Annotated in this window: 20 protein-coding genes and 1 pseudogene; 11 read left to right on the forward strand and 10 right to left on the reverse strand. The window is 37.9% G+C overall.

All coding sequences use genetic code 11. The annotated features are described in order from the left end of the window. Positions 1–15 precede the first annotated feature (15 nt). Positions 16–411 (reverse strand): Fur family transcriptional regulator, encoded by a 396-nt coding sequence (locus PL9214_RS24315; RefSeq protein ID WP_072721702.1) that lies wholly within the window; start codon positions 409–411, stop codon positions 16–18. Between the two features lie 372 nt (positions 412–783). Here PL9214_RS24315 and PL9214_RS24320 point away from each other — a divergent pair, with 372 nt between their 5' ends. Together PL9214_RS24320 and PL9214_RS24325 are read left to right on the forward strand one after the other, a co-directional pair. Continuing rightward, entirely contained in the window at positions 784–1,134 is a 351-nt protein-coding gene (locus PL9214_RS24320) for a transposase family protein (RefSeq protein WP_072721704.1), read from the forward strand. Positions 1,135–1,290: 156 nt separating this feature from the next. Continuing rightward, a complete protein-coding gene (locus tag PL9214_RS24325; RefSeq protein ID WP_072721706.1) occupies positions 1,291–2,322 on the forward strand; it encodes a transposase in 1,032 nt (343 codons plus the stop codon). 40 nt (positions 2,323–2,362) lie between these two features. On the opposite strand, the gene PL9214_RS24330 is transcribed toward PL9214_RS24325, so the two are convergent. Together PL9214_RS24330 and PL9214_RS24335 are read right to left on the reverse strand one after the other, a co-directional pair. After that, positions 2,363–4,462 carry a single-stranded-DNA-specific exonuclease RecJ gene (locus PL9214_RS24330; RefSeq protein ID WP_072721708.1) on the reverse strand — a complete coding sequence of 700 codons (2,100 nt, stop codon included), beginning with the start codon at positions 4,460–4,462 and terminating at the stop codon, positions 2,363–2,365. A gap of 182 nt (positions 4,463–4,644) precedes the next feature. After that, positions 4,645–4,929, reverse strand: a complete 285-nt coding sequence (locus PL9214_RS24335) for a DUF427 domain-containing protein (RefSeq protein WP_072721710.1) — start codon at positions 4,927–4,929, stop codon at positions 4,645–4,647. A gap of 162 nt (positions 4,930–5,091) precedes the next feature. Here PL9214_RS24335 and recQ point away from each other — a divergent pair, with 162 nt between their 5' ends. The 7 genes from recQ (at position 5,092) to PL9214_RS24370 (ending at position 14,068) form a co-directional block, all read left to right on the forward strand. Beyond that, the gene (recQ, locus tag PL9214_RS24340; protein WP_072721712.1) at positions 5,092–7,278 is read left to right on the forward strand and encodes a DNA helicase RecQ; all 2,187 of its coding nucleotides are present in this window, start codon (positions 5,092–5,094) and stop codon (positions 7,276–7,278) included. Between the two features lie 61 nt (positions 7,279–7,339). Beyond that, positions 7,340–7,975 carry an HAD-IB family phosphatase gene (locus PL9214_RS24345; RefSeq protein ID WP_072721714.1) on the forward strand — a complete coding sequence of 212 codons (636 nt, stop codon included), beginning with the start codon at positions 7,340–7,342 and terminating at the stop codon, positions 7,973–7,975. A 39-nt stretch (positions 7,976–8,014) separates the two neighbouring features. Beyond that, entirely contained in the window at positions 8,015–9,055 is a 1,041-nt protein-coding gene (locus tag PL9214_RS24350; protein ID WP_072721716.1) for a patatin-like phospholipase family protein, read from the forward strand. A 20-nt stretch (positions 9,056–9,075) separates the two neighbouring features. Further along, positions 9,076–9,927: an RnfABCDGE type electron transport complex subunit D gene (locus PL9214_RS24355; protein WP_072721718.1), complete on the forward strand. Its 852-nt coding sequence runs from the start codon at positions 9,076–9,078 to the stop codon at positions 9,925–9,927. Positions 9,928–9,970: 43 nt separating this feature from the next. Further along, positions 9,971–11,293: a DUF2330 domain-containing protein gene (locus tag PL9214_RS24360; RefSeq protein ID WP_072721720.1), complete on the forward strand. Its 1,323-nt coding sequence runs from the start codon at positions 9,971–9,973 to the stop codon at positions 11,291–11,293. A 195-nt stretch (positions 11,294–11,488) separates the two neighbouring features. Further along, positions 11,489–13,402 (forward strand): alpha/beta hydrolase, encoded by a 1,914-nt coding sequence (locus tag PL9214_RS24365; protein WP_072721722.1) that lies wholly within the window; start codon positions 11,489–11,491, stop codon positions 13,400–13,402. Between the two features lie 102 nt (positions 13,403–13,504). Then, positions 13,505–14,068 carry a Crp/Fnr family transcriptional regulator gene (locus PL9214_RS24370; protein WP_072721724.1) on the forward strand — a complete coding sequence of 188 codons (564 nt, stop codon included), beginning with the start codon at positions 13,505–13,507 and terminating at the stop codon, positions 14,066–14,068. Between the two features lie 95 nt (positions 14,069–14,163). Here PL9214_RS24370 and PL9214_RS24375 read toward each other — a convergent pair whose 3' ends face one another. The 7 genes and pseudogenes from PL9214_RS24375 to psbH form a co-directional block, all read right to left on the reverse strand. Beyond that, positions 14,164–15,048: a DNA-methyltransferase gene (locus tag PL9214_RS24375; protein ID WP_072721726.1), complete on the reverse strand. Its 885-nt coding sequence runs from the start codon at positions 15,046–15,048 to the stop codon at positions 14,164–14,166. A gap of 1 nt (position 15,049) precedes the next feature. Further along, positions 15,050–16,027: a hypothetical protein gene (locus PL9214_RS32485; RefSeq protein ID WP_072721728.1), complete on the reverse strand. Its 978-nt coding sequence runs from the start codon at positions 16,025–16,027 to the stop codon at positions 15,050–15,052. Between the two features lie 342 nt (positions 16,028–16,369). Continuing rightward, a pseudogene (locus PL9214_RS24385) lies at positions 16,370–17,441 on the reverse strand (IS1634 family transposase). A 137-nt stretch (positions 17,442–17,578) separates the two neighbouring features. Next, positions 17,579–17,845 (reverse strand): DUF3146 family protein, encoded by a 267-nt coding sequence (locus PL9214_RS24390; RefSeq protein ID WP_072721730.1) that lies wholly within the window; start codon positions 17,843–17,845, stop codon positions 17,579–17,581. After that, positions 17,842–18,483 (reverse strand): aminoacyl-tRNA hydrolase, encoded by a 642-nt coding sequence (gene pth / locus PL9214_RS24395; protein WP_072721732.1) that lies wholly within the window; start codon positions 18,481–18,483, stop codon positions 17,842–17,844. The genes PL9214_RS24390 and pth overlap by 4 nt, the downstream gene beginning before the upstream one ends. A 62-nt stretch (positions 18,484–18,545) precedes the next feature. Further along, complete coding sequence (locus tag PL9214_RS24400; RefSeq protein WP_072721734.1) at positions 18,546–18,806, reverse strand: TatA/E family twin arginine-targeting protein translocase; 261 nt, start codon at positions 18,804–18,806, stop codon at positions 18,546–18,548. 177 nt (positions 18,807–18,983) lie between these two features. Beyond that, on the reverse strand, positions 18,984–19,187 hold the full coding sequence (gene psbH, locus PL9214_RS24405) for a photosystem II reaction center phosphoprotein PsbH (protein WP_072721735.1): 204 nt from the start codon (positions 19,185–19,187) through the stop codon (positions 18,984–18,986). Between the two features lie 231 nt (positions 19,188–19,418). Between psbH and psbN the strand changes: the two genes are divergently transcribed. After that, positions 19,419–19,550 (forward strand): photosystem II reaction center protein PsbN, encoded by a 132-nt coding sequence (gene psbN, locus PL9214_RS24410; protein WP_072722324.1) that lies wholly within the window; start codon positions 19,419–19,421, stop codon positions 19,548–19,550. A 96-nt stretch (positions 19,551–19,646) separates the two neighbouring features. Then, a complete protein-coding gene (gene aroC / locus PL9214_RS24415; RefSeq protein ID WP_072721737.1) occupies positions 19,647–20,747 on the forward strand; it encodes a chorismate synthase in 1,101 nt (366 codons plus the stop codon). Positions 20,748–20,750 lie beyond the last annotated feature (3 nt).

The raw sequence follows: 20,750 nt of genomic DNA on the forward strand, positions 1-20,750 counted from the left end.
CTCTGTTAACTCCTGCTATACTTCTTGCTGAGTCAGAGCGCAGCGATCGCAAAGTCCGAAAAACTCTAGGGTATGGTAATAAATTTTAAACTTGTGGGATTGTTGAAGTTGAGTTTCTAAGTGGTGAACCGGACATTCATCGAGGGGGATAGAACGTCCACACTCAACACAGGTGAGATGATGTTCATCTTGCTGCATACAACTGTAAACCGCCTCTCCTGTAGTTAAGGTGCGGACATTAATTAACCCTTCCCGTTTTAACGCATCCAAAGATCGATAAACCGTTGCTAACCCCATCGTTTGGTTTGTTTTACGCAACTCTAAATAAAGCTCTTGAGCAGAAACGGCGCGCTTTAGGGTTTTGAGTTCGGTGAGAATTCGGTCTTGACTGCGGGTGCGACGAGGTTTCATTATCACTGAATACAGGGAACAGGGGATAGGAAAAAGTGATTAGCCACCCGATCAATTATTTGTAGCTAACATTTAAGGATAGAATATCAGCTTGCTCTGGGCTATTATATTAGGATACAACACTACAACCCGCGTACAATCAAGGGTGTACACTCTGTACATAACACCTGGCAATTAGTGCAGTGGTAGCACGCTTGCTTTGGGATAGGAGTTAGCAGGTCTATGATCAAATCGGGATGACAGGATTTGAACCTGCGACCCCCTCGTCGCCGCCCAGGGGGTTTTCAAAGTCAGGGGTAAAAAGGAAAATAAAAGTGATCTTTTTTTGATAAAATTAAAAAGAGATCACTTTTATTTGGTTTTAAAAAAATCATGTTAAACAGTATAATTGAACAACTGAAGTTAGTCAAGGATTTTCGGAAAAATCGGGGTAAAAGACATGAATTATGGGTAGTGTTGACTATCATTATTTTGGCCCTGCTAACTGGCAATGTGACTTATAAGCAAATAGATAATTTTAGAAAAAACGAAGAACATAAACTCATTAAATTATTAAAAGTTACCGCTAAAAAATTGCCATCTTATAGTACCATTAGACGAGTAATGATCGGGATAAATCTAATAGAGATTCAGTTAATTTTTCAGTCAACAGTTGAGAAATATTATTGGCAAAAAGAAGGCGTTGATTGGATTGCGATCGATGGAAAATCTTGGTTCTTCTAGGCTAGTTATGATAAATTAATAATAAACAAAAAATAAAAAGGGGAAGAAGTTTTAAAGTTGAATTGGGTAAAACGGATGATGGGAGATTGACATAGACAGTATTTTATGGTATTAAATATTGACTAAATCACTAAGAAAAATGACTTTTTTATAAAAATGCCATCTAACTCCCTACTTTATTTTATTACTCAAATCATTAACTTTCCCGGTTTTAAAGCAACAAATTATCATTTTATTACGGAGAATGAACTTCTGATTGAATTAGAAAATAAACAGACTAACGTGACTTGCCCTAATTGTGGGAAGAGCAGAAGTAAAGTACATCAATCACATCGACATAGAGTGCGAGATATTCCTGTGAGTAGTTTTGATGTCTTTCTGAATGTAAATCGCCGTCAATTTAGATGCCCTAACTGCCAGAAAGTATTTTCCGAAGAATTAAGTTTTGTGAAGAAAAGAAGAACATATACAAAAAGACTAGCCCAAAAAGTGGTTGAAGAAGTGTTAGCAACAGATGTGGTGAATACCGGAAAAAGAAATCGAATGAGTCCGGCAGAAATTGAAACGATATTAAAAGAAATGGAAGCGGTCAGTATAGACTTGTGGGTTCCCTATAAAAGTGTAGTGGAAGAACTGATGCCGAATGCACAAGTAGTTGCGGATAGATTTCACGTCATGAAACAAGTCAATGAAGAGTTAGACTATCGGAGAAAAACCGAGAAAAAACAGGCAGAAAAAATCAAAAATAAAACGGAAAGAGAACGTCAAATCTCAGGAATAAAAGAGAGTAAATATCCTTTGCTGAAAAAGAAAGAAGATTTGAACGAGACGGAAAAATCAAAATTGTCAGTTCTCAAAGAAGTCATGCCAGAATTAATGGATATGTATGATAGAAAAGAGAAATTTAGAGATATATTTGAAAGTCAAATAACGGGAGATGAGGCATTTTGGCAACTGGTAGAATGGACTGAATCATCTTATAAAGACTTCCCAAAAAGCTGCCAAACAATCAAAAGGTGGATTGCCGAAATTCTCGCCTATTTCGACAATCGAACTACCCAAGGAGCCGTCGAAGGAATCAATCAGAAAATTAAGTTAATTAAGAGAAGAGCGTATGGCTTAAATAATTTTGCTAACTTTAGAAGAAGAGTTCTCTTAAATTGGCATTTTTCTCCTAATTTATCATAGTTACCCTAGAAGAGCCCTAACTATTACTAAGATTATAAGCTTACCCTAACGCTTTAATAGCCGATTGAATTAAATCGTAAAAAACAGGTTGAGAAACATCAACGGTTTCAGCATCTTGACGACTTGTTCCTAACAGTCCAAAGCGTTGACCTTTTTGGATGGCTAATACTTCCCCTTTCTGATTCTTAATTCTTAATTCTTGGGTTTCACCAATAGAAGATAAACTGCAATAATATTGTTTATTATTATAATAAAATTCTGCGCTTTTTGTTAATTGAGGTTGATCATTTTCGGGAGATTCTGGTAATCTAGCTCCGACTAATTCTAATTCAATATTGGTTTGACCATTCCAACTATTTTCTTTTAAATGATAGGCAATATCCAAACATTGGGGAAGGGGGAAATAGTCCGCCCAACGCCACGCCATTGCATTAATTGTAGGTAAGGCTGTGAGTTGAGTATGGGAAAATTTATCTTGGGTTAAGGTGAGTTTAATATGTCCTTTTCCGACCACTCGTTGTTGAATAATTCTAACATTTTGAGTCCAAAAGGTCGGGGCGTTATTTTCAATACCACAGGGATGTAATTGATCAAGTTGATCATAGAGATTAAAATTAATTTCACTTAAATTCGCTTGAGCATCAATTTTAATTAAGGGTTTGAGATGTTCTAATTCTAAACATTGATGGGCAAATTCCTTTAACCGCAGTCGAAATAGTTCTAAATTTTCTGCTAATAAAGAAAATCCTCCAGCGGCTTTATGTCCTCCAAATTTATGCAGTAAATCGTGAGAATATTCTAAGGCTTTAAACACATCAAATTCAAAAATTCCCCTAGCTGAACCTCGAATCATTTGGGGAGATTCTGTTGTATTTTCTTCCTGTTCATAGGTTCCAATAAACACCGGAACCCCATATCGTTCAACTAAGCGAGATGCAACAATTCCAATCACGCCATGATGCCATTGAGGTTGTACTACTACTAACACCCGTTCTTGTTTAAAATCTATTTGTTGTTCTTCTACCCAAGCGATCGCTTCTTGTTCTATTTCTTCACATAACTGTTGACGTTTTTGATTAATTTGTTCACACTGCATTGCCCGTTCTAAGGCAATTCCCATATTTTCAGTTGTTAATAATTCTATCACAATTTGCGGATCAGCTAACCGTCCAATGGCATTAATTCTCGGCCCTAACCGAAAGCCAATATCATCGGGTTTTAGAGTTTTAGAAGCCGGAGGAATGATAGGATTTTCGGGCTGTTGTTCTGATTTAACTTGATATCCACTAGAAACTCCCGCCACTTGAATTAACGCTTGAACTCCGGTGATTTGAGAATAAGGTAATAACTTTAAACCCCGTTTTACCCACCGTCGGTTAACGCCATTTAAGGGGGCTAAATCCGCAATCGTTCCTAATGTAAATAATTCCAACAAAGGATTAACTAAACCGTTAATTTTTCCTAATTTTTGAGCTAAACAAATCGCTAAAATATAAGCCACTCCCACCCCTGCTAATCCTCGATAGGGAGAGAATACAGGTAATAATTTAGGATTAAGAATAGCATCGGCTGGGGGTAATTTTTCTGGCAAATCATGGTGATCCGTAATAATCACCGTTAAGTCTAATTCCTTAGCTCTAACAATAGGTTGATAGGCAGCAATTCCATTATCAACAGTAAGAATAATTTTAACATCTTCCTGATGAAATTCTTCAACAATTCGGGTATTAATCCCATAGCCTTCTGTCATGCGGCTAGGGATGGCATAATTAACATTAGCTCCTAATAAAGAAAGCGATCGCATTAATAAAGCGGTACTCGTCATTCCATCGGCATCATAATCGCCACAAATCGCTATTTTATCTCCTTGATTAATAGCAGTTTCTAACAATTCTACACTTTTTAATAAATCCTTAAATTCTTCTAAAGGAGAGGGTAAAACTTGAGATTCTGGGGTGATAAATGCTTCCACCTGTTCCGGGGTTTCAATTCCTCGATTAATTAAGACTTGAGTGACTAAAGGGATAATTCCCATTACATCCGATAATTTTTGAGCGAGGTCGGGTTGTTGTGGAAAAATATACCACCGTTGATTCGGAAGTTGGGGAGAATTAAAAGACTCTGGAGGAGAAGGTTGCACAGTAAATTAGGATTAATCGATAATAGTTTAATTGTACTCAAAAGTGGAAGATTTTTATCAAAATTATTATTAATAAATCCTACAGCCGTAAATTAATTTTGAGCGTCAGGGCGAGATGACCTCGCCCCTACAAGTTATCTTTGGTTATGTTAATTTCGGTTCATCAATCAACATGAAACCCCTTAAACCTCAACCTTAACCCCTTTCCAAAATCCAATATAACCTTCAATATTTTTGGCAGCAGATTTTGTTTCAGGATAATACCAAGCGGCATCCTTATTCACTTGACCATCAACAACGATATCATAATAACTCGCCACCCCTTTCCAACCACAGATAGTATGGGTATTACTTTCTTGGAAATAGTCACGATTGATGGAGTCCGGGGGAAAATATTGATTCCCCTCAACAACAACGCATTGGTCAGTTTCTGCCAAAACTGCACCATTCCAAACGGCTTTCGGCATAAAGCTCCTCTAAAATTGACAACTTTGTATTAAAATTTAACATCTTTGAGGCATTCAGTGTCTAGTCTTTGTTATCCCGGACAAAATTTTATCGAGATTTCGCAGCCATTTACCCAGTTTTAATCATAAAATAAAAAAGACGTTTTATCTAAATCACGAGCAATGTCAGGGCTAATTTCTACTCCCTTTGCCCAACCCCAATCCCTAGAACAGTCCCTTAAACATTTCTTTGGCTATGATTCTTTTCGACCCGGGCAGCGCGAAATTATTGAACAGGCACTACAAAGGCGAGATTCATTAATTATTATGCCCACCGGAGGGGGAAAATCTTTGTGTTTTCAACTTCCGGCTTTATTAAAACCTGGATTAATGATAGTCGTGTCTCCTTTAATTGCCTTAATGCAAGATCAAGTGGAGGCATTACAAGATAATGGAGTTGGGGCGACATTTCTCAATAGTACCTTAACGGTTGCGGAGGGAAAAAACCGTGAAGCTGCGATTTTAAATGGTGAAATTAAACTGCTTTATGTTGCACCCGAACGATTATTATCCGAAAAGTTTTTATTATTTTTAGATCTGATAGAAGCTCAATTAGGAATTTCAGCTTTTGCCATTGATGAAGCGCACTGTGTTTCGGAATGGGGGCATGATTTTCGCCCCGAATATCGCCAATTAAAACAACTGCGAAAGCGTTATCCTAAAATTCCCGTTTTAGCCTTAACGGCAACAGCAACTCAACGGGTTAGACAGGATATTATTCAACAGTTAGAGTTAAGAAATCCCTATATTCATGTTGCTAGTTTTAATCGTCCTAATTTATATTATGAAGTTATCCCTAAGAAAAAACAAAATTTTACCCAGTTATTAAAAATAATTCAGGATGTCGGAGGTTCAGGAATTATTTATTGTTTAAGCCGAAAAAATGTAGAAGATCTAGCGTTTAGGCTACAAAGTCATGGAATTTCAGCTTTACCCTACCATGCCGGAATGGAAGATACTTTACGCGCTGAAAATCAAACCCGATTTATTCGGGATGATGTGCAGATTATGGTAGCAACGATTGCCTTTGGTATGGGCATTAATAAACCCGATGTTCGCTTTGTGATTCATTATAATTTACCGCGAACCTTAGAAAGTTACTATCAAGAATCTGGACGGGCAGGACGAGATGGAGAATCAGCGAGATGTACGTTATTTTTTAGTTATGGTGATATTAAAACCATTGAATATTTAATTGATCAAAAACCCGACCCCGATGAGCAACGCATTGCCCGTCAACAGTTACGGCAAATGTTAGATTATGCTGAAGCATCGGAATGTCGGCGCACAGTTCAATTGAGTTATTTTGGTGAATTTTTCTCAGAAAATTGTGCAAAATGTGATAATTGCCGAACACAAAATCCCGTTGAAGATTGGACAATTGAAGCGATGAAATTTTTATCTTGTGTTGCCCGATGTCACGAAAGATTTGGGATGACTTATATTATTGATGTATTGAGAGGATCGAAAAGTCAAAAAATTATAGAGCGACATCATGATCAACTGTCTACCTATGGCATTGGAAAAGATAAAACAGCAGAAGAATGGAAGAATTTAGGGCGATCGCTTTTACGTCAAGGACTACTCGATCAAACCACCGATGGTTATGCAATTTTAAAGTTAAATTCCCGTAGTTGGGAAGTGATGAAACGGGAAAGAAAAGTTGAAATTACAGTCATTAAAGAACAAAATCTGGAAAAATCAACCCGATCTTTGGCGGTGGAAGTAGAAATGCTATTTGAACAGTTACGCCAACTCCGAAAAAAATTAGCCGATGAACAATCTATCCCTCCCTATATGGTTTTTTCCGATTCTACCTTAAGATTAATGGCCCAACAACGACCCCAAACTTTAGAAGAATTAAGTGAAATTTCTGGGGTCGGAAGTTATAAACTAGAACGGTATGGTAAACAATTTACTGAAGCCATTTCTACCTATTTTCAAGATCAAACGGGTTCAAATTATAAACCTAAATCATCAGAAGTTAAGCGTCTAACTCTGGAGGATTTATCTGATAGTTTAATCATGACTCTCAAGTTATGTCAACAGGGATTAAGTTTAAATGCGATCGCCAATGAACGAGGGTTAAAAACCAGCACCATTGCTGACCATTTAACCCAATTAATTGCAGCTAATCAGGATATAAATCTTGATCAATTCGTTGAACCAGAGCGTCAAAAGAAAATTATCCAAGCAGTAGAAAAAGTCGGAGATACCAGCTTAAAAATTCTTTACGAACATCTAGGAGAACAGTATAATTATGAAGAAATTAAATTAGTTCGAGAATGGTGGCGACAAAATCCTTATTAGTTGACTGATAACTGATAACTGATGATGCGGATACTTGATAACTGATAACTGATAACTAATGATGAATTCTATTATTTTTTGTGACTTTGACGGAACAATTACGGCAGAAGAAACTTTTGTAGGAATGTTAAAAGAATTTGCTCCAGAAATGGCGGCTGAAATTATGCCATTATTGTATGGTCGGGAAATGACCTTACGAGAAGGAGTTAGAAAAATGTTAGAGTCAATTCCTTCGCGTTGCTATCCTGAAATTATTGAATTTTCAAGAACAAAGAAAATACGCTCAGGGTTTGTGGAATTTTTAGATTTTCTCAAAACTCAAGGCGTTCCCTTTGTTTTAGTTTCAGGAGGTGTTCGGGTGATGGTAGAAACAGTTTTAGGAGATTTAAGTTCAAAAATTGATCAGATTTATGCTGTTGATTTAGAGACTTCAGGGGCGTATTTTAAAGTTCATTCTGAATTTGAAGCCGATACCGAATTAGTAGCTAAAGTCAAAGTGATGGAATCTTATCCTAATACTGAACCTATTGCAATTGGAGACTCCGTTACAGACTTAAATATGGCATTAGCTGCCCCTATTGTTTTTGCGCGTGATCGTTTGGCACAATATTTAGATGAATATCAAAAACCTTATATCCATTGGAATGACTTTTGTGATATTCAAGCGTATTTATCAGAACATTGGAATCTTTCCTAAACTGATCAGTGTCTTTCTACATGGAGGTTATCGTAAAAAATGTCACAATTTACTCGCATTCTTTCTCTTGATGGTGGGGGGCTACGAGCAATCATGTCCGCCGAAGTATTAAAGTATGTTGAACAGAAATTACAGGATTTTACTGGAAATTCCGATGCTAGAATTGCGGATTATTTTGATTTAATTGCGGGAACCAGTGCCGGAGGAATTTTAACTGCTCTTTATCTTTGTCCTGATGCTGAAAATCCCCTCAGACCTCGGTGTTCGGCCCAAGAAGTTTATGATTTTTTTCGATATCAATCCAGCCAAATATTTTATCCTTTTTTTAATGATTCTTTGCAAACAGTAGGAGGATTATTTAATGAAAAATACTCCTATCAAAAGTTTAATCAGGTGATGGGGGATTTTTTTAAAGATCTTAAATTGAGCGAACTGCTTAAACCTTGCTTGATTACTTCCTATGAAATAGAAAGACGAGAAGCCCACTTTTTTACCCAACATGATGCTAAATTAAACCCAAAAGATGATTATTTAATTCGAGATGTTCTCCGGGCTACCTCTGCCGCCCCAACGTTTTTTGAAGTCGCTCAAATTCACGCTCTCAACCAGGAGGTTTATACTTGTATTGATGGGGGAGTCTTTGCCAATAATCCGGCTCTCTGTGCCTACGCAGAAGCCCGTCATAAATTTAATCAAGACTCTAATCTTGATAATCGCTATGAAACAGGCCCAACGGCTAAAGAAATGGTGATTTTATCATTAGGAACAGGGGAGGTTAAAAAGAAATATCCTTATGCGGAAGCGAAAGATTGGGGGAAATTAAAATGGCTTGATCCTCTATTTGATATTATTATGACTGGGGTGGCAGAAACCGTTGACTATCAAATGAAACAAATCTTTGATACGACGGGTAAACCTGAACGTTATTTACGAATTAATACGGTTTTGACGGATCGCAAAACTTTACCGATGGATGATCCTTCCGAAGCCAATCTCAAGGCAATTAGTCAATTAGGGCAACAATTAACAGAACAATATCGTCAACCGTTAGATCAGTGGATTCAACTGCTTTTAGTCTAAGCTCATTTAAGGATGAACTCATGTTTAAAGATGCTCGGAACGCTCAAATTCTATTTTTGTTGTTGTTTTTACTTCTAGGAATTGGAACGAGAGATTGGACATTAAGACCTAATTTCATGCTGGTAATTGGGTGTAGTTGTTTATTGACTCAATGGTTTTTCTCTTGCCTTTCCTCCTTCTATATTAACAAAAAAATTACACTTTTACCCCCAGAATTTTTAGCGTCTTGGCGCAGTGCCTTAATTACCGCATTAGGGTTGTGTTTACTCCTAAGAGCTAACCATTGGACAACCGTAGCCTTAGCCGGATGTTGTGCGATCGCCAGTAAATTTATCTTTCAATCTCAAGGAAAACATTTTTTTAATCCCGGTAATTTTGGGATTATTATCGCCTTAAGTTTAACAGCCGATGCTTGGGTTTCCCCTGGACAATGGGGAACGGATTCTTGGTATTTCCTTCTATTTTTAGTAACGGGAGGAATTATTCTTAAAAAAGTGGGTCGCTGGGATACTTCCCTTGCCTTTTTAATCACCTATACGGGATTAGAAGCTTGGAGAAATTTCAGTTTAGGATGGAGTTGGGATGTTTATAGTCATCAACTGATGAGTGGCAGTTTATTATTGTTTGCCTTTTTTATGATTACCGATCCACGTTCTATTCCCAATGCCACCTTAAGCCGAATTTTATGGGCTGTATTAATCGCTGGATTAACCTTTATTTTACAACATCAATTTTTTATCTCAACGGCTCTATTCTGGTCATTGTTTGCCCTATCTCCCCTAACTATTATTTTTGATCAATTTTTTAAAGCATCTCGCTTTTCTTGGTCAGAACAACATCTCAAATCTTTGCCTTCATCTCCTGTTTTTTAGTTAATATTTCCCATTCATAATAGTGTTTAAATAGGAGTCATTGATGAAAGTTTTAAACTGGGTTATTCTTGTTGTAGTTATTGTTTTATTCAGTGTTGGTTTTGCTTCTCCAGCCTGGGCATTTTGTGGATTTTATGTTTCTCAAGCCGATGCGAGTTTATATAATCAAGCTTCTCAAGTCATCATTGCCAGAGATGGAAACCGCACGATTTTAACAATGGCAAATGATTATCAAGGATCGGTGAAAGATTTTGCATTAGTTGTTCCGGTTCCTGTTATTTTAAAAGCCGAACAAGTCAAGGTTGGAGAACCCAAAATTATTCAACGATTAGATGCGTTTAGTGCGCCTCGACTGGTGGAATATTTTGATCCTGATCCTTGTAATCCTCAGCCTGAATATGATCAATTACCAGCACCAGCAACCAGAGGAGTTCAAGCATTACAGGAAAAACCTCGAGAATCTGACTCCAGTTTAGGAGTAACAATTGAAGCTCGGTTTACTGTTGGTGAATATGATATTTTGATTTTAAGTGCAAAAGAATCCGATGGATTAGAAACCTGGTTAACGCAAAATAATTATCGAATTCCTGAAGGAGCGAGTGCTTTATTAAAACCTTATATTCAACAAGGATTAAAATTTTTCGTTGCTAAAGTCAATTTAACAAAATTTGATCAAAGTGGGTTTCAAAATTTGCGTCCTTTAATGATGGCTTATGAATCTCCTCGGTTTATGTTACCGATTCGTTTAGGAATGATTAATGGCACAGGAGAACAGGATTTAATTGTTTATTTACTTTCTCCTAAAGGTCAAATGGAATTAACCAATTATCGCACCGTTAAGATTCCTTCCGATCAAGACATTCCTGAATTTGTGAAAGAAGTGTTTCCTGGTTTTTATAAATCCTTATTCACCAAAGCCTATGAACGAGAACAGAAAAAAGTTGCCTTTTTAGAATATGCTTGGAATATGGGCGGATGTGATCCTTGTTCTGCCGATCCTTTAAACTCTGAAGAATTAAAACAAGCGGGGGTATTTTGGTTAGATTCAGGAGCCTCGAATTCAGCGTTTATTACTCGCTTACATATTCGCTACACCCGGAATAATTTCCCCGAAGATTTAAACTTTCAACCCACAGCCAATCAAGAAAGTTTTCAAGGTCGATATATTATTAATCGTCCCTATCGAGGCCAGATGCAGTGTTCACAAGCCCTGCAATATCGGCAGTCTGTTCGCCAACGACAGGAACAAGAAGCGCAAAACTTAGCCACATTAACAAACTGGAAAATTGAGGATATTCGTCGTCGAATTAACTGGTTACAATTTAATCGAGATTCTTGGTGGAATCCATTCAAAAATAACAATTAATCTCATTGTCGGGTGCATCAACATCGCACATAAACCGTCTAATCTTGAACTAACATCCCCTAATAGGGGTTATACCAATTACCACAACAGGTCAATTTTGTGTCATGCTATTACCCGAAACAAAACTGCTCGCACAGGGTTTCAGAATGCTATGGCTGAAATCACCTGGATGTTTAACCTTGAATAAATAACACTATGGGTACTAAGCGAACATACCAAGGTTTACCCTTGTATTGGCATCAAGACACCGTTGAAAATGACTATCGTTGGTTAGAGTCGATTGTTCGTAACACGGCGCCGTTTTCTGATGCTTGGACAAAAGCTCGCATTGTCCAACTCGCTTATTCTATCCCCAAGGGGGTCAAGAGTCAATCCCTTTATAATTTGCCTATCTATGGCTCTTATAGCTCTGAATTAGCGATCGCAGAAGCATTACGTTCCACCTGTAATTTAGAAGAATACCCAGATTTTGAGACTCAAGTGAATGAAGATTATGTCATTCGCGCCTTAAATAGTTGGCATAATAAACAATTTGCTAAAGCGGTCAGTCGCAACTTTGAAGTTTATGTAGATCGTCAATATTCTAATTGTTTTTTAGTTGTTAGTACAGCCCGCACTTCATTAAATGTAGATCGAGAATTACCTCCTTTAGAACGATTTCGTCCCTTATTTAATATTGCTGAAATGGGGCAATTAATGCGGCGGGAAAACTTTCGCTATCTGACATTAAGAACTCATGGTTATGCAAATCCGGCTCATAAATTTTATCAAGAATTTATGGCAGAAATCGAGTCTTTATCCCAAAAGGGGCCGATTAATCAGATTGGGACATTAGAAAATCGGAGTGTTTATATTGGTTATACTTGGCCCAGTGAAATGCCCTTAATTCATCCGGGATTATGGAGTGATATGGGTGAACAAAAGGGCATTTCGTTGAAATTTTTATTTATTTTAGCCCTTATAGCTTGGATTGTGGGAACCGGATTTTATATTCTATTAACCTTAATTGGAGTTCCCTTCTTAAATTTATTCGGGATGGAAACGCCTTTATCTCCCCTGTGGTATTGGTTTGATTTAACTCAAATTTCTAATTTATTTGCTCAATGGAATTGGGTCGCCCTAACAGTTTTTGCCCTGTGGCTGCTATTAATGCAAATCTTACGAATTTCGGTTTATCAACGCGATCGCTATCGAGCCATTCACTACGGCGCACCCGATTTAGCAGAATTTTTTTGGAGATTAGATAAGGTTTTGGGTGAAAATCCTTATACCTCTATGCCTTTTTATGAACCTCAAAAAGAAATAGCTATTGCTAATTATTATAACCAAAACTTCCCCCCGATGAGTGTTAATTTAATTGGCCATAGTATGGGGGCGTTAGTGGTTGTTAATGTGCTCCGAATTCTGTCAGATCGATTTGGTAAAGAAGATCGTCTGGAATATGAAAAAAATAATATGGGGGATTATTTACAATTAAATCGATTAATTTTAACGGCTCCTGATATTCCGTTAGAATTTCTCCGTGAAGGTCGAAATAATTATGTCCGCTCTGCTATTTTGCGATGCAATGAAATTTATTTATTTTGCAGTGATCGAGATTTAATTCTTCGCTATATGTCTATTCTCGGAAACTGGTTTAGTGAACCCAGCGTAGAAATGTCTGGATTGCGATTAGGAAATGTTTATTTAAAACCCGTCAAAAATTCCATTAACTATCAACCTTATATTCGGGTGATGATGAGTTCTCAATCGGCGGTTAAACCCACTTCAGCTTATGATTTATTTGAAAAATTCAACTATATTGATTGTTCAGAAATGCCGGGAGTTAATGCTATCTCTCTCCCTTTAAATATTTGGACAAGCCTAATTATTGATGTGATGAATACTATCTTTTTTATTGCGGGTAAAGTAGATGTTCATGGGGGTTATTACTTCACGAACACCACCAGTTTTGATATTTTAAAACTTTTAATCACGAGAGATGGATTATCTCGCCCAGAAACCTTAACTGAAATTAACCGCCTCATTGCTGGAAAACCCGTTTTAGTTTTACCCTCCTATGAACCTGTACAAGACAGCAGCGACGAAGACGTTTATCATCAATCTTAAAAGTTTACCCGGCGGGAAATGTCAGAGAAGTTTAACCGAGACTGAACCTGAATTTAACCTCAAACCCTTAAGGTAGGGGTAAGTATTCAAAGGACTTCCTGTGTGACTATTCCAACCCTTGTTAGTCTTCCGTTAACGTCAAAATCCCGTACTTTTAATCCCCGTGAACAAATTCCACTTTGGTCTGATGCGCTGTGGAAAATTGAACGAGGGGTGGTGCGTACCCTCACCTGGACAGAAGAGGGAACCTTAATTATATTAGGATATTGGGGACAAAACGATGTGGTGGGAAAACCTTTATCCCAATTGCAACCTTATCAAATTGAATGTGTCACCTCCGTTGAAGTCAGTCTGATTGCTTCATCCCATTGGTCAAATTATACGGATGCGATTTTAACCCATCTCCGCCAAACGGAAGAACTACAAAGCATTCTCCACACCCAAGGTACAGAACAACGTTTATTGAATTGCTTAAAATGGCTGGGGAAAAAATTTGGTCGGTTGACACCGGAAGGATTATTAATTGATTTGCGTCTGACCCATGCTGATATTGCTGATGTTATTGCGACAACACGGGTTAGTGTCACTCGCATGATGATTAAGCTTGAACAGGACGGATTTATTCAACGTCCCCGTCGTCATTTTATTGTTTTAAATCAGCTTTGATAGCCATTAAATTAAGAATGAACCGATCAATGGTTCTAGCTATTGTAAAAGGCTTTTGATTTCGGCTATTTTTCTTTCGTAACCATTATCAGAGGTTAAGAAAGTAGATTAAATATATTAAGCTGCAAATTTAACTCATCAATTCTATCTTGAGCCATCATTTGATACTTTTCTACTAATTCAATACCAATAAATTTTCGGAATAATTTACAAGCCACCACTCCGGTTGTTCCAGAACCCGTAAAGGGATCAAGAACAAAATCTTGTTCCCTTGTAGATGCAAGTAGGCATATTTCCACTAGCTTTTCAGGGTAAACTGCAAAATGAACATCTCGGAATTTACTCAAGGGTATTTCCCATACAGTTCTTTTATTTCTGCCTTTTGGATGGAACGCTTGATCCCATCTTCCATCATGTAGGTTTTGATTTCCTGAGTTTTTACCAATTTCTGGTGTTCCATTGCTCTTTCCAAAATGATTTCGGCCACCTTTCATTTTTGATTTTTCTGTAAAAGTTATATGAGGTTCTCTAATCGCATCCGCGTTATAATAATATTCTGGAGTTTTAGCAAACAGAAAAATATATTCGTGATCGGTTGTCGGACGATCTTTTATAGATGAAGGCATGGCATTTGGTTTATGCCAAATAATATCACTTCTCAGAATCCAACCATCATCTTGTAAAGATAATGCGACTCGCCAAGGAATGCCGAGCAATGATTTGTTTCGATAAGTATCTCCCAAATTTAACCACAACAAACCATCAGGTTTTAGTTTCTTTCTGAGTTCTCTAAATAAAGCAACTAAGTTTGAGATGTAAATTTCCATATCACTTTCTTGACCTATTTCCTGTTGACTTTTCCCCTCAGAATACCTCCTGTGACCAAAATAAGGTGGGCTGGTTACAATGGCTTGAAAAAAATCATCTGGAAGTGTCGGCGCAATTTCTCTAGCATCACCAAGAATTACCTGATTTTCCATTTTACTTTTGCTCTCCTTCTAAGATTTTTTCCAGATATTTATTAAATTTGACTTGTGATTTTTCATCAAATCCTACAAATTTGTTGGGATTCATGTTGAAATGAAAAATTATGTCAATCTGATTCGTAATAGTTACTATTTCTGATGCAGACCAATTTTCTGCAATAATGATAACAACAATACGGGAGTTCGTGTTTGCGTTTTTAAGCTCGCTAATTGCAGTAATGAGGTCACGAGTAAACAGATGAGAATGACCGCCCCCTTCTGTTTCTCTTGTTTTTACTGGAATCAATAAACTTACATTATGAGTGCCATCTTTCGGCGTTAACTCAGCAGAAACATCAATCGTATGTTTTCCTAGTTTTATTTGCTTGTCAGCAATTTCAATATTCTTAAATTTCCCATAGTTTCCATAAATAGAATAATAATACTGAATCGCAGTGATGAGACTTGTTCTTATATTAGCCTCAAGACGATGACCACTGATACTGCGACGAGACCCTTCTAAACGATCAATTACAACCTCCCGTACTGCTGACCACTCAAAACTCTTTACAATCGTCCGATACTCAAATATTAGTTCGACCAAAGAATCAGTTTCAGCTATAATTTTTGTTAATTCATTATCGGCTTTTTGCATCCGAGAAATTAAAGGAGATAGCCTTTGTTGAGGGGCATCTCTGATCATCCATGCAAAAAAGTAAAAACACGCTTTGCTATGTGGATAAACACGACCAATCCCATCAAATAACAAAGGCTTTTCGTCATTTCCAGCTTGATAACAAGGCTTGATTATTTTTTCTATTTCCAACTTAGAACAAGATAACAGTATTTCATTTAAACACCGATTAGAACCTGTGATACGTTTAGCTTGTTTTTCAACCCAATCATAAAACGGTTTGGCTTGGTCTGCAAGTTTGGTAAGCTCTATTAATCGATCATGAGCAATGTTAATTGTATGAACAATCAGATCATTCATTTGAGTTAAATATTCTCCCTATAGGTCTCTAAACTGCCTTGCTTCCGTTATATCCTGACTTAAAACCCACATTCCGCAGATGGGCATCGAATTTTCCACTAATTCTAAAAAATTGAAAACCCTTACAGTTCTTCGTTGAACTTCCGAGGCTTTACTATCAGATTTTATAGCGTATTTACCGGTTTTTAACTAAACATAAATAATTGCTATTTTTTCATAGAAATAGAATCCTCTTTTTTTAACACATTTGTATTTTATAACCAAGTTCGTTCCAGCCAAGAGTTCTCATCTTGACTCATAACTTAGATTTGTTTTTAACTATTTTCCCCTTTCTCTCAATCTTTATCCCCCAGAAATCATTAAATAGTATTCACAGCAAGATTTCCCTAGATGCTGCAATATTTCTTGACGTTCTTGGGTTAAGTTACTCACTTGTTTCTCCCCATTTATCCTGACTAAATGTACCGCTTGGAACATTTGAAATATCCACCGCATTGTCGGTTTATTCGTTAATTTTTTGACCTGATTTCTCACCCCTTCTTGGGCTGCTTCTAATTGTTTTCTCAATTTTCTTTGCGCTAGGTTATACACTAACAAGCACAATCCCATTATCATCGCTATTACTTCCACTCTCTCTGGTTTTTTCACGAATACACTCGCTGTAAAAAATAAATGGCACTCTCGTTATCCATTTCATTCCTGTCATTGCTCCTATATTCTCTGCTGTGTATAACGCACTGTCTGCTACACATATTCCTTCAAATGTCCATTGATGAGTAAATTCTTTTAGTCTTTCTACAAATACACTTTTATCATCGGCATTTCCATCATCTATTTTTAGATATAATGGCACATCTCCATCTCCACTTACCACCATATCTATTATAAATTGTTTCAGATCTGGTCTTTTATCTCTTGAGTATCCATGCACTATTTTTATCGCTTTCATTTCTTCTTCTTCTTCCTGATTTTCTTCTTCCTTACTTTTGTATTCTCCCTCTACTGATATCGAACTACTATCTAGGTGTACGTTCTCCCTTTCTACTTGAAATTTTTGAGCAGCTTTTAGGGCTATTGCTGTGAATAACTTTGTTGTTCCTACTTCATAATATTTATCTAATGCTCTTCCAATTCGGTCATCATTTAGTTGCTCTGCTGTTACTCCTTCCCCTATTAAATGCTCTGTTGCCTTCCCGATGAAAAAGTTCTCGAATAGGTACAACGGCGCGCTCAAAAACCCTAATCCATTCAAAATCATTGCTTTCATTACCTGTCCTGGGCTTACTGCTTCTTTTGCTCTTAATCCCACTTTTTTATTCACTTCTTCTACTAATTCCATCTCATCTATTATCCCTGCCACTATTCCTAAATGGTCTAAATTTACGATTTCCATCGCTTCTAGGGGGTTTTTCATCTTTTTATTTGTTCAGTTACTCCAATTATTATTCTATATTAAAAATAGCCCAAATCATTACATGGCAATCATTTGGGCTTTTATTTAGAACAATTTAATTGAAAATCCAATTGGCTTAAATATCTGCGGAATGTGGGTTAAAATTGAGCACGAATGGTAAAAGAATAATCGCCACCGGGTTCTAATTGATAATCGCACTTTTCTAAAAATCGTCCCAAGGGTTCTTGAATTAAAGCTCGACCTTGGGACGGTTGAATCATGAGTCTTTTTGTGTGTCGAAATCGCCATTGAAATCGCCACTCATAATCCCCAGCACTGACTTCTCCTTCAAGAAGACCGAGTTGCCAAGATTGTCGCGTAATCCGAACATACGCGGTGGTTTCGGGTAAACGTTGAGAACTCACTCTGTACTATTAACGCTACGACTATTGTATAGACTCATCGCTTTTTCGACACCTTGACGCACACTTAAATCAATAGCTTCTCCAACCCATTGCAAGACTTGTTCCATGACCTGCATTTCTGTTGACGAAAATTTTCCCAGAACGTAGGAAACGGTTTCCCGTTCAGGAGTTCCAGAGATTGAATTGGGTTTACCAATTCCAATTCTTAACCGAGGAAAATGTTGTGTTCCTAAATGGGAAATTGTAGATTTCATCCCATTATGACCTCCTGCTGAACCGGACAATCGCAGCCGTAACCGTCCCAAGGGTAAATCCATATCATCATAAATCACTAATACGGATTCTGGGGGAAGTTTATACCAATCAACAACAGCCCGAATTGCCTGTCCTGACAAATTCATATAGGTCAGTGGCTTTAATAATCGGATTTTTTCTCCAGAGGACGTTACCCCTTCGCCGAATTTCCCTTTAAACTTGCGCTGTTCTGAAATAGAAATTCGCCAAGCGGTTGCTAAAGCATCAATCGCCTCAAAACCAATATTGTGTCGGGTTTTATCATATCGGGATTCAGGATTTCCTAAACCTACAATTAATTGAGGAACAATTAATGTTTTAGCAGGTGTTACCTCCATTGTCATAATCGTTAATATCACACAATAATATTCATCTTGAAGTATAACCTGTTGGTTTAGGTTAAACTTTAATCAATAGAGTTAACTTGCTCCTCCTTTGGGCGAGTCGCGATTGTTGAGTTAGTTTCTGGCTTGATTTTAGCCGTTTCTTCTATTTGTTGAGCTTCCCGTTTAAATTCATTTTCAAATTCTTTGGAAGCTTGTTGAAACCCTTTGAGAGCTTTCCCTAAACTGCTGCCAATTTCAGGTAATTTTTTGGGGCCGAAAATTAATAGAGCCAGTACCAGAATCACCGCCATTTCTGGCAACCCAATTCCAAATATATTCACAACAATAGTCTCCTATCTTCTTACCAATAATCATTATAAATAGAAAACCGTGAACTGTGTTTAACTTTCACGAAGTCCAGAGGAATAATGTACGGAGAGGATTCTCAATTCTTATACTTTAAACCGCTCTCCTAAATTACCCCTCACAGTTCACGATTGACCGGATTTGAAACTTGATTAGCGGGTTAAATTAGCCCAGTTCACATCCACATTTTCAAGGAGGAGGGAGGAGTTATAAATCTGTAAAATAATTAACAGAAACACGAAAAACAGTCCCATAAACACTGCCATTACAGGAGTTGTACCCCAACCTGGAGCAACTTTACCATACTCAGAATTTAAAGGTCTTAGTAAATCTCCTAACCAAGTCCGTTGTGCCATAGTTCACCTAAATTTTTTACGTCAACAAAATTTTATCTGGATTTTGGACACTCTCACCCCCTCCGGTTAGAGAAGGAATGGGAGGCTTAGGCTAATGTTACCCGATTTAGGGTATCCCCATTTCCGGTTCAACACGATATCCCGGCTCCAGCACCGAAATAATTGTTAAATTGTCTTAATTTTTATGAGTATTTTATTATAGAAGGACACGAATCACAAGGGATGAATCTCATGGAACCTGCAATAGCTCTTAACATAGGCATCGCTGCGGTTGTTATCGCCCTGACGGGATATGCGATCTATACAGCTTTTGGCCCTGCTTCTAATGATCTGCGCGACCCTTTTGAAGAACACGAAGATTAAAATCTGGTCTGTGGAACAGGCATCTTGCCTGTTCATTCAATCGTCATTGTGTTTCTAAGGTAAAATATAGAGTTTGGCAAAATAAATACGACCATTATGGGCAACACATTTGGGCATTTGTTTCGGATTACGACCTTTGGGGAATCTCACGGTGGGGCGGTGGGAGTTGTTATTGATGGTTGCCCTCCCCGATTAAAAATTGATATTAGCGATATTCAGGCGGAACTCGATCGCCGTCGCCCCGGACAAAGTAAAATTACCACTCCTCGCAAAGAAACCGATACCTGTGACATTCTCAGCGGCGTGTTTGAGGGGCAAACCTTGGGAACACCGATTATGATTATGGTGCGAAACCAAGATACTCGCCCCCAAGATTATAGTGATATGGCTATCAAATATCGCCCTTCCCATGCGGATGCTACTTATGATGCTAAATACGGGATTCGCAATTGGCAAGGCGGTGGACGCTCTTCAGCACGAGAAACCATTGGTCGGGTAGCGGCAGGGGCGATCGCTAAAAAAATTCTCAAACAATTCGCTGGGGTAGAAATTGTTGGCTATGTTAAACGGATTCAAAATTTAGAAGCAATTATTGATCCCAATACCGTTACGTTAGAACAAGTTGAAAGCAATATTGTCCGTTGTCCCGATGGCGATTGTGCCGAGAAAATGATAGAACGGATTGAACAAGTTCGGGATCAAGGAGATTCCATTGGTGGCGTAGTGGAATGTGTTGCCAGAAACGTACCGACAGGGCTTGGATCTCCGGTATTTGATAAACTAGAAGCAGATCTCGCTAAAGGAGTCCTGTCTTTACCCGCCAGTAAAGGATTTGAAATTGGCTCCGGCTTTGCAGGAACGCTCCTGACTGGGAGTGAGCATAATGATGAATTTTATCGTGATCCGACAGGGACTATCCGAACAGTAACTAATCGTTCTGGTGGTATTCAGGGTGGCATTTCCAATGGAGAAAACATTATTATCCGAGTAGCTTTTAAGCCAACTGCTACAATTCGGAAAGAGCAGCGTACCGTCACCCACGAGGGAGAAGAAACGCTGTTAGCAGCGAAAGGACGGCATGATCCTTGTGTTTTACCCAGGGCAGTGCCAATGGTAGAAGCGATGGTTGCCTTAGTCCTGTGTGATCATTTGCTGCGTCATCATGGTCAGTGTGGAACTTTGAAACCTGAAGAATAACAA

This window comes from Planktothrix tepida PCC 9214 (assembly GCF_900009145.1).
Classification (GTDB): Bacteria; Cyanobacteriota; Cyanobacteriia; order Cyanobacteriales; family Microcoleaceae; genus Planktothrix; species Planktothrix tepida.

What these genes read in the sequence shown, in the direction of transcription:
- PL9214_RS24315 (WP_072721702.1), bottom strand. Translation starts at nt 411, where the DNA reads ATGAAACCTCGTCGCACCCGCAGTCAAGACCGAATTCTCACCGAACTC.
- PL9214_RS24320 (WP_072721704.1), top strand. Translation starts at nt 784, where the DNA reads ATGTTAAACAGTATAATTGAACAACTGAAGTTAGTCAAGGATTTTCGG.
- PL9214_RS24325 (WP_072721706.1), top strand. Translation starts at nt 1,291, where the DNA reads ATGCCATCTAACTCCCTACTTTATTTTATTACTCAAATCATTAACTTT.
- PL9214_RS24335 (WP_072721710.1), bottom strand. Translation starts at nt 4,929, where the DNA reads ATGCCGAAAGCCGTTTGGAATGGTGCAGTTTTGGCAGAAACTGACCAA.
- recQ (WP_072721712.1), top strand. Translation starts at nt 5,092, where the DNA reads ATGTCAGGGCTAATTTCTACTCCCTTTGCCCAACCCCAATCCCTAGAA.
- PL9214_RS24345 (WP_072721714.1), top strand. Translation starts at nt 7,340, where the DNA reads ATGAATTCTATTATTTTTTGTGACTTTGACGGAACAATTACGGCAGAA.
- PL9214_RS24350 (WP_072721716.1), top strand. Translation starts at nt 8,015, where the DNA reads ATGTCACAATTTACTCGCATTCTTTCTCTTGATGGTGGGGGGCTACGA.
- PL9214_RS24355 (WP_072721718.1), top strand. Translation starts at nt 9,076, where the DNA reads ATGTTTAAAGATGCTCGGAACGCTCAAATTCTATTTTTGTTGTTGTTT.
- PL9214_RS24360 (WP_072721720.1), top strand. Translation starts at nt 9,971, where the DNA reads ATGAAAGTTTTAAACTGGGTTATTCTTGTTGTAGTTATTGTTTTATTC.
- PL9214_RS24365 (WP_072721722.1), top strand. Translation starts at nt 11,489, where the DNA reads ATGGGTACTAAGCGAACATACCAAGGTTTACCCTTGTATTGGCATCAA.
- PL9214_RS24375 (WP_072721726.1), bottom strand. Translation starts at nt 15,048, where the DNA reads ATGGAAAATCAGGTAATTCTTGGTGATGCTAGAGAAATTGCGCCGACA.
- PL9214_RS32485 (WP_072721728.1), bottom strand. Translation starts at nt 16,027, where the DNA reads ATGAATGATCTGATTGTTCATACAATTAACATTGCTCATGATCGATTA.
- pth (WP_072721732.1), bottom strand. Translation starts at nt 18,483, where the DNA reads ATGACAATGGAGGTAACACCTGCTAAAACATTAATTGTTCCTCAATTA.
- psbH (WP_072721735.1), bottom strand. Translation starts at nt 19,187, where the DNA reads ATGGCACAACGGACTTGGTTAGGAGATTTACTAAGACCTTTAAATTCT.
- psbN (WP_072722324.1), top strand. Translation starts at nt 19,419, where the DNA reads ATGGAACCTGCAATAGCTCTTAACATAGGCATCGCTGCGGTTGTTATC.
- aroC (WP_072721737.1), top strand. Translation starts at nt 19,647, where the DNA reads ATGGGCAACACATTTGGGCATTTGTTTCGGATTACGACCTTTGGGGAA.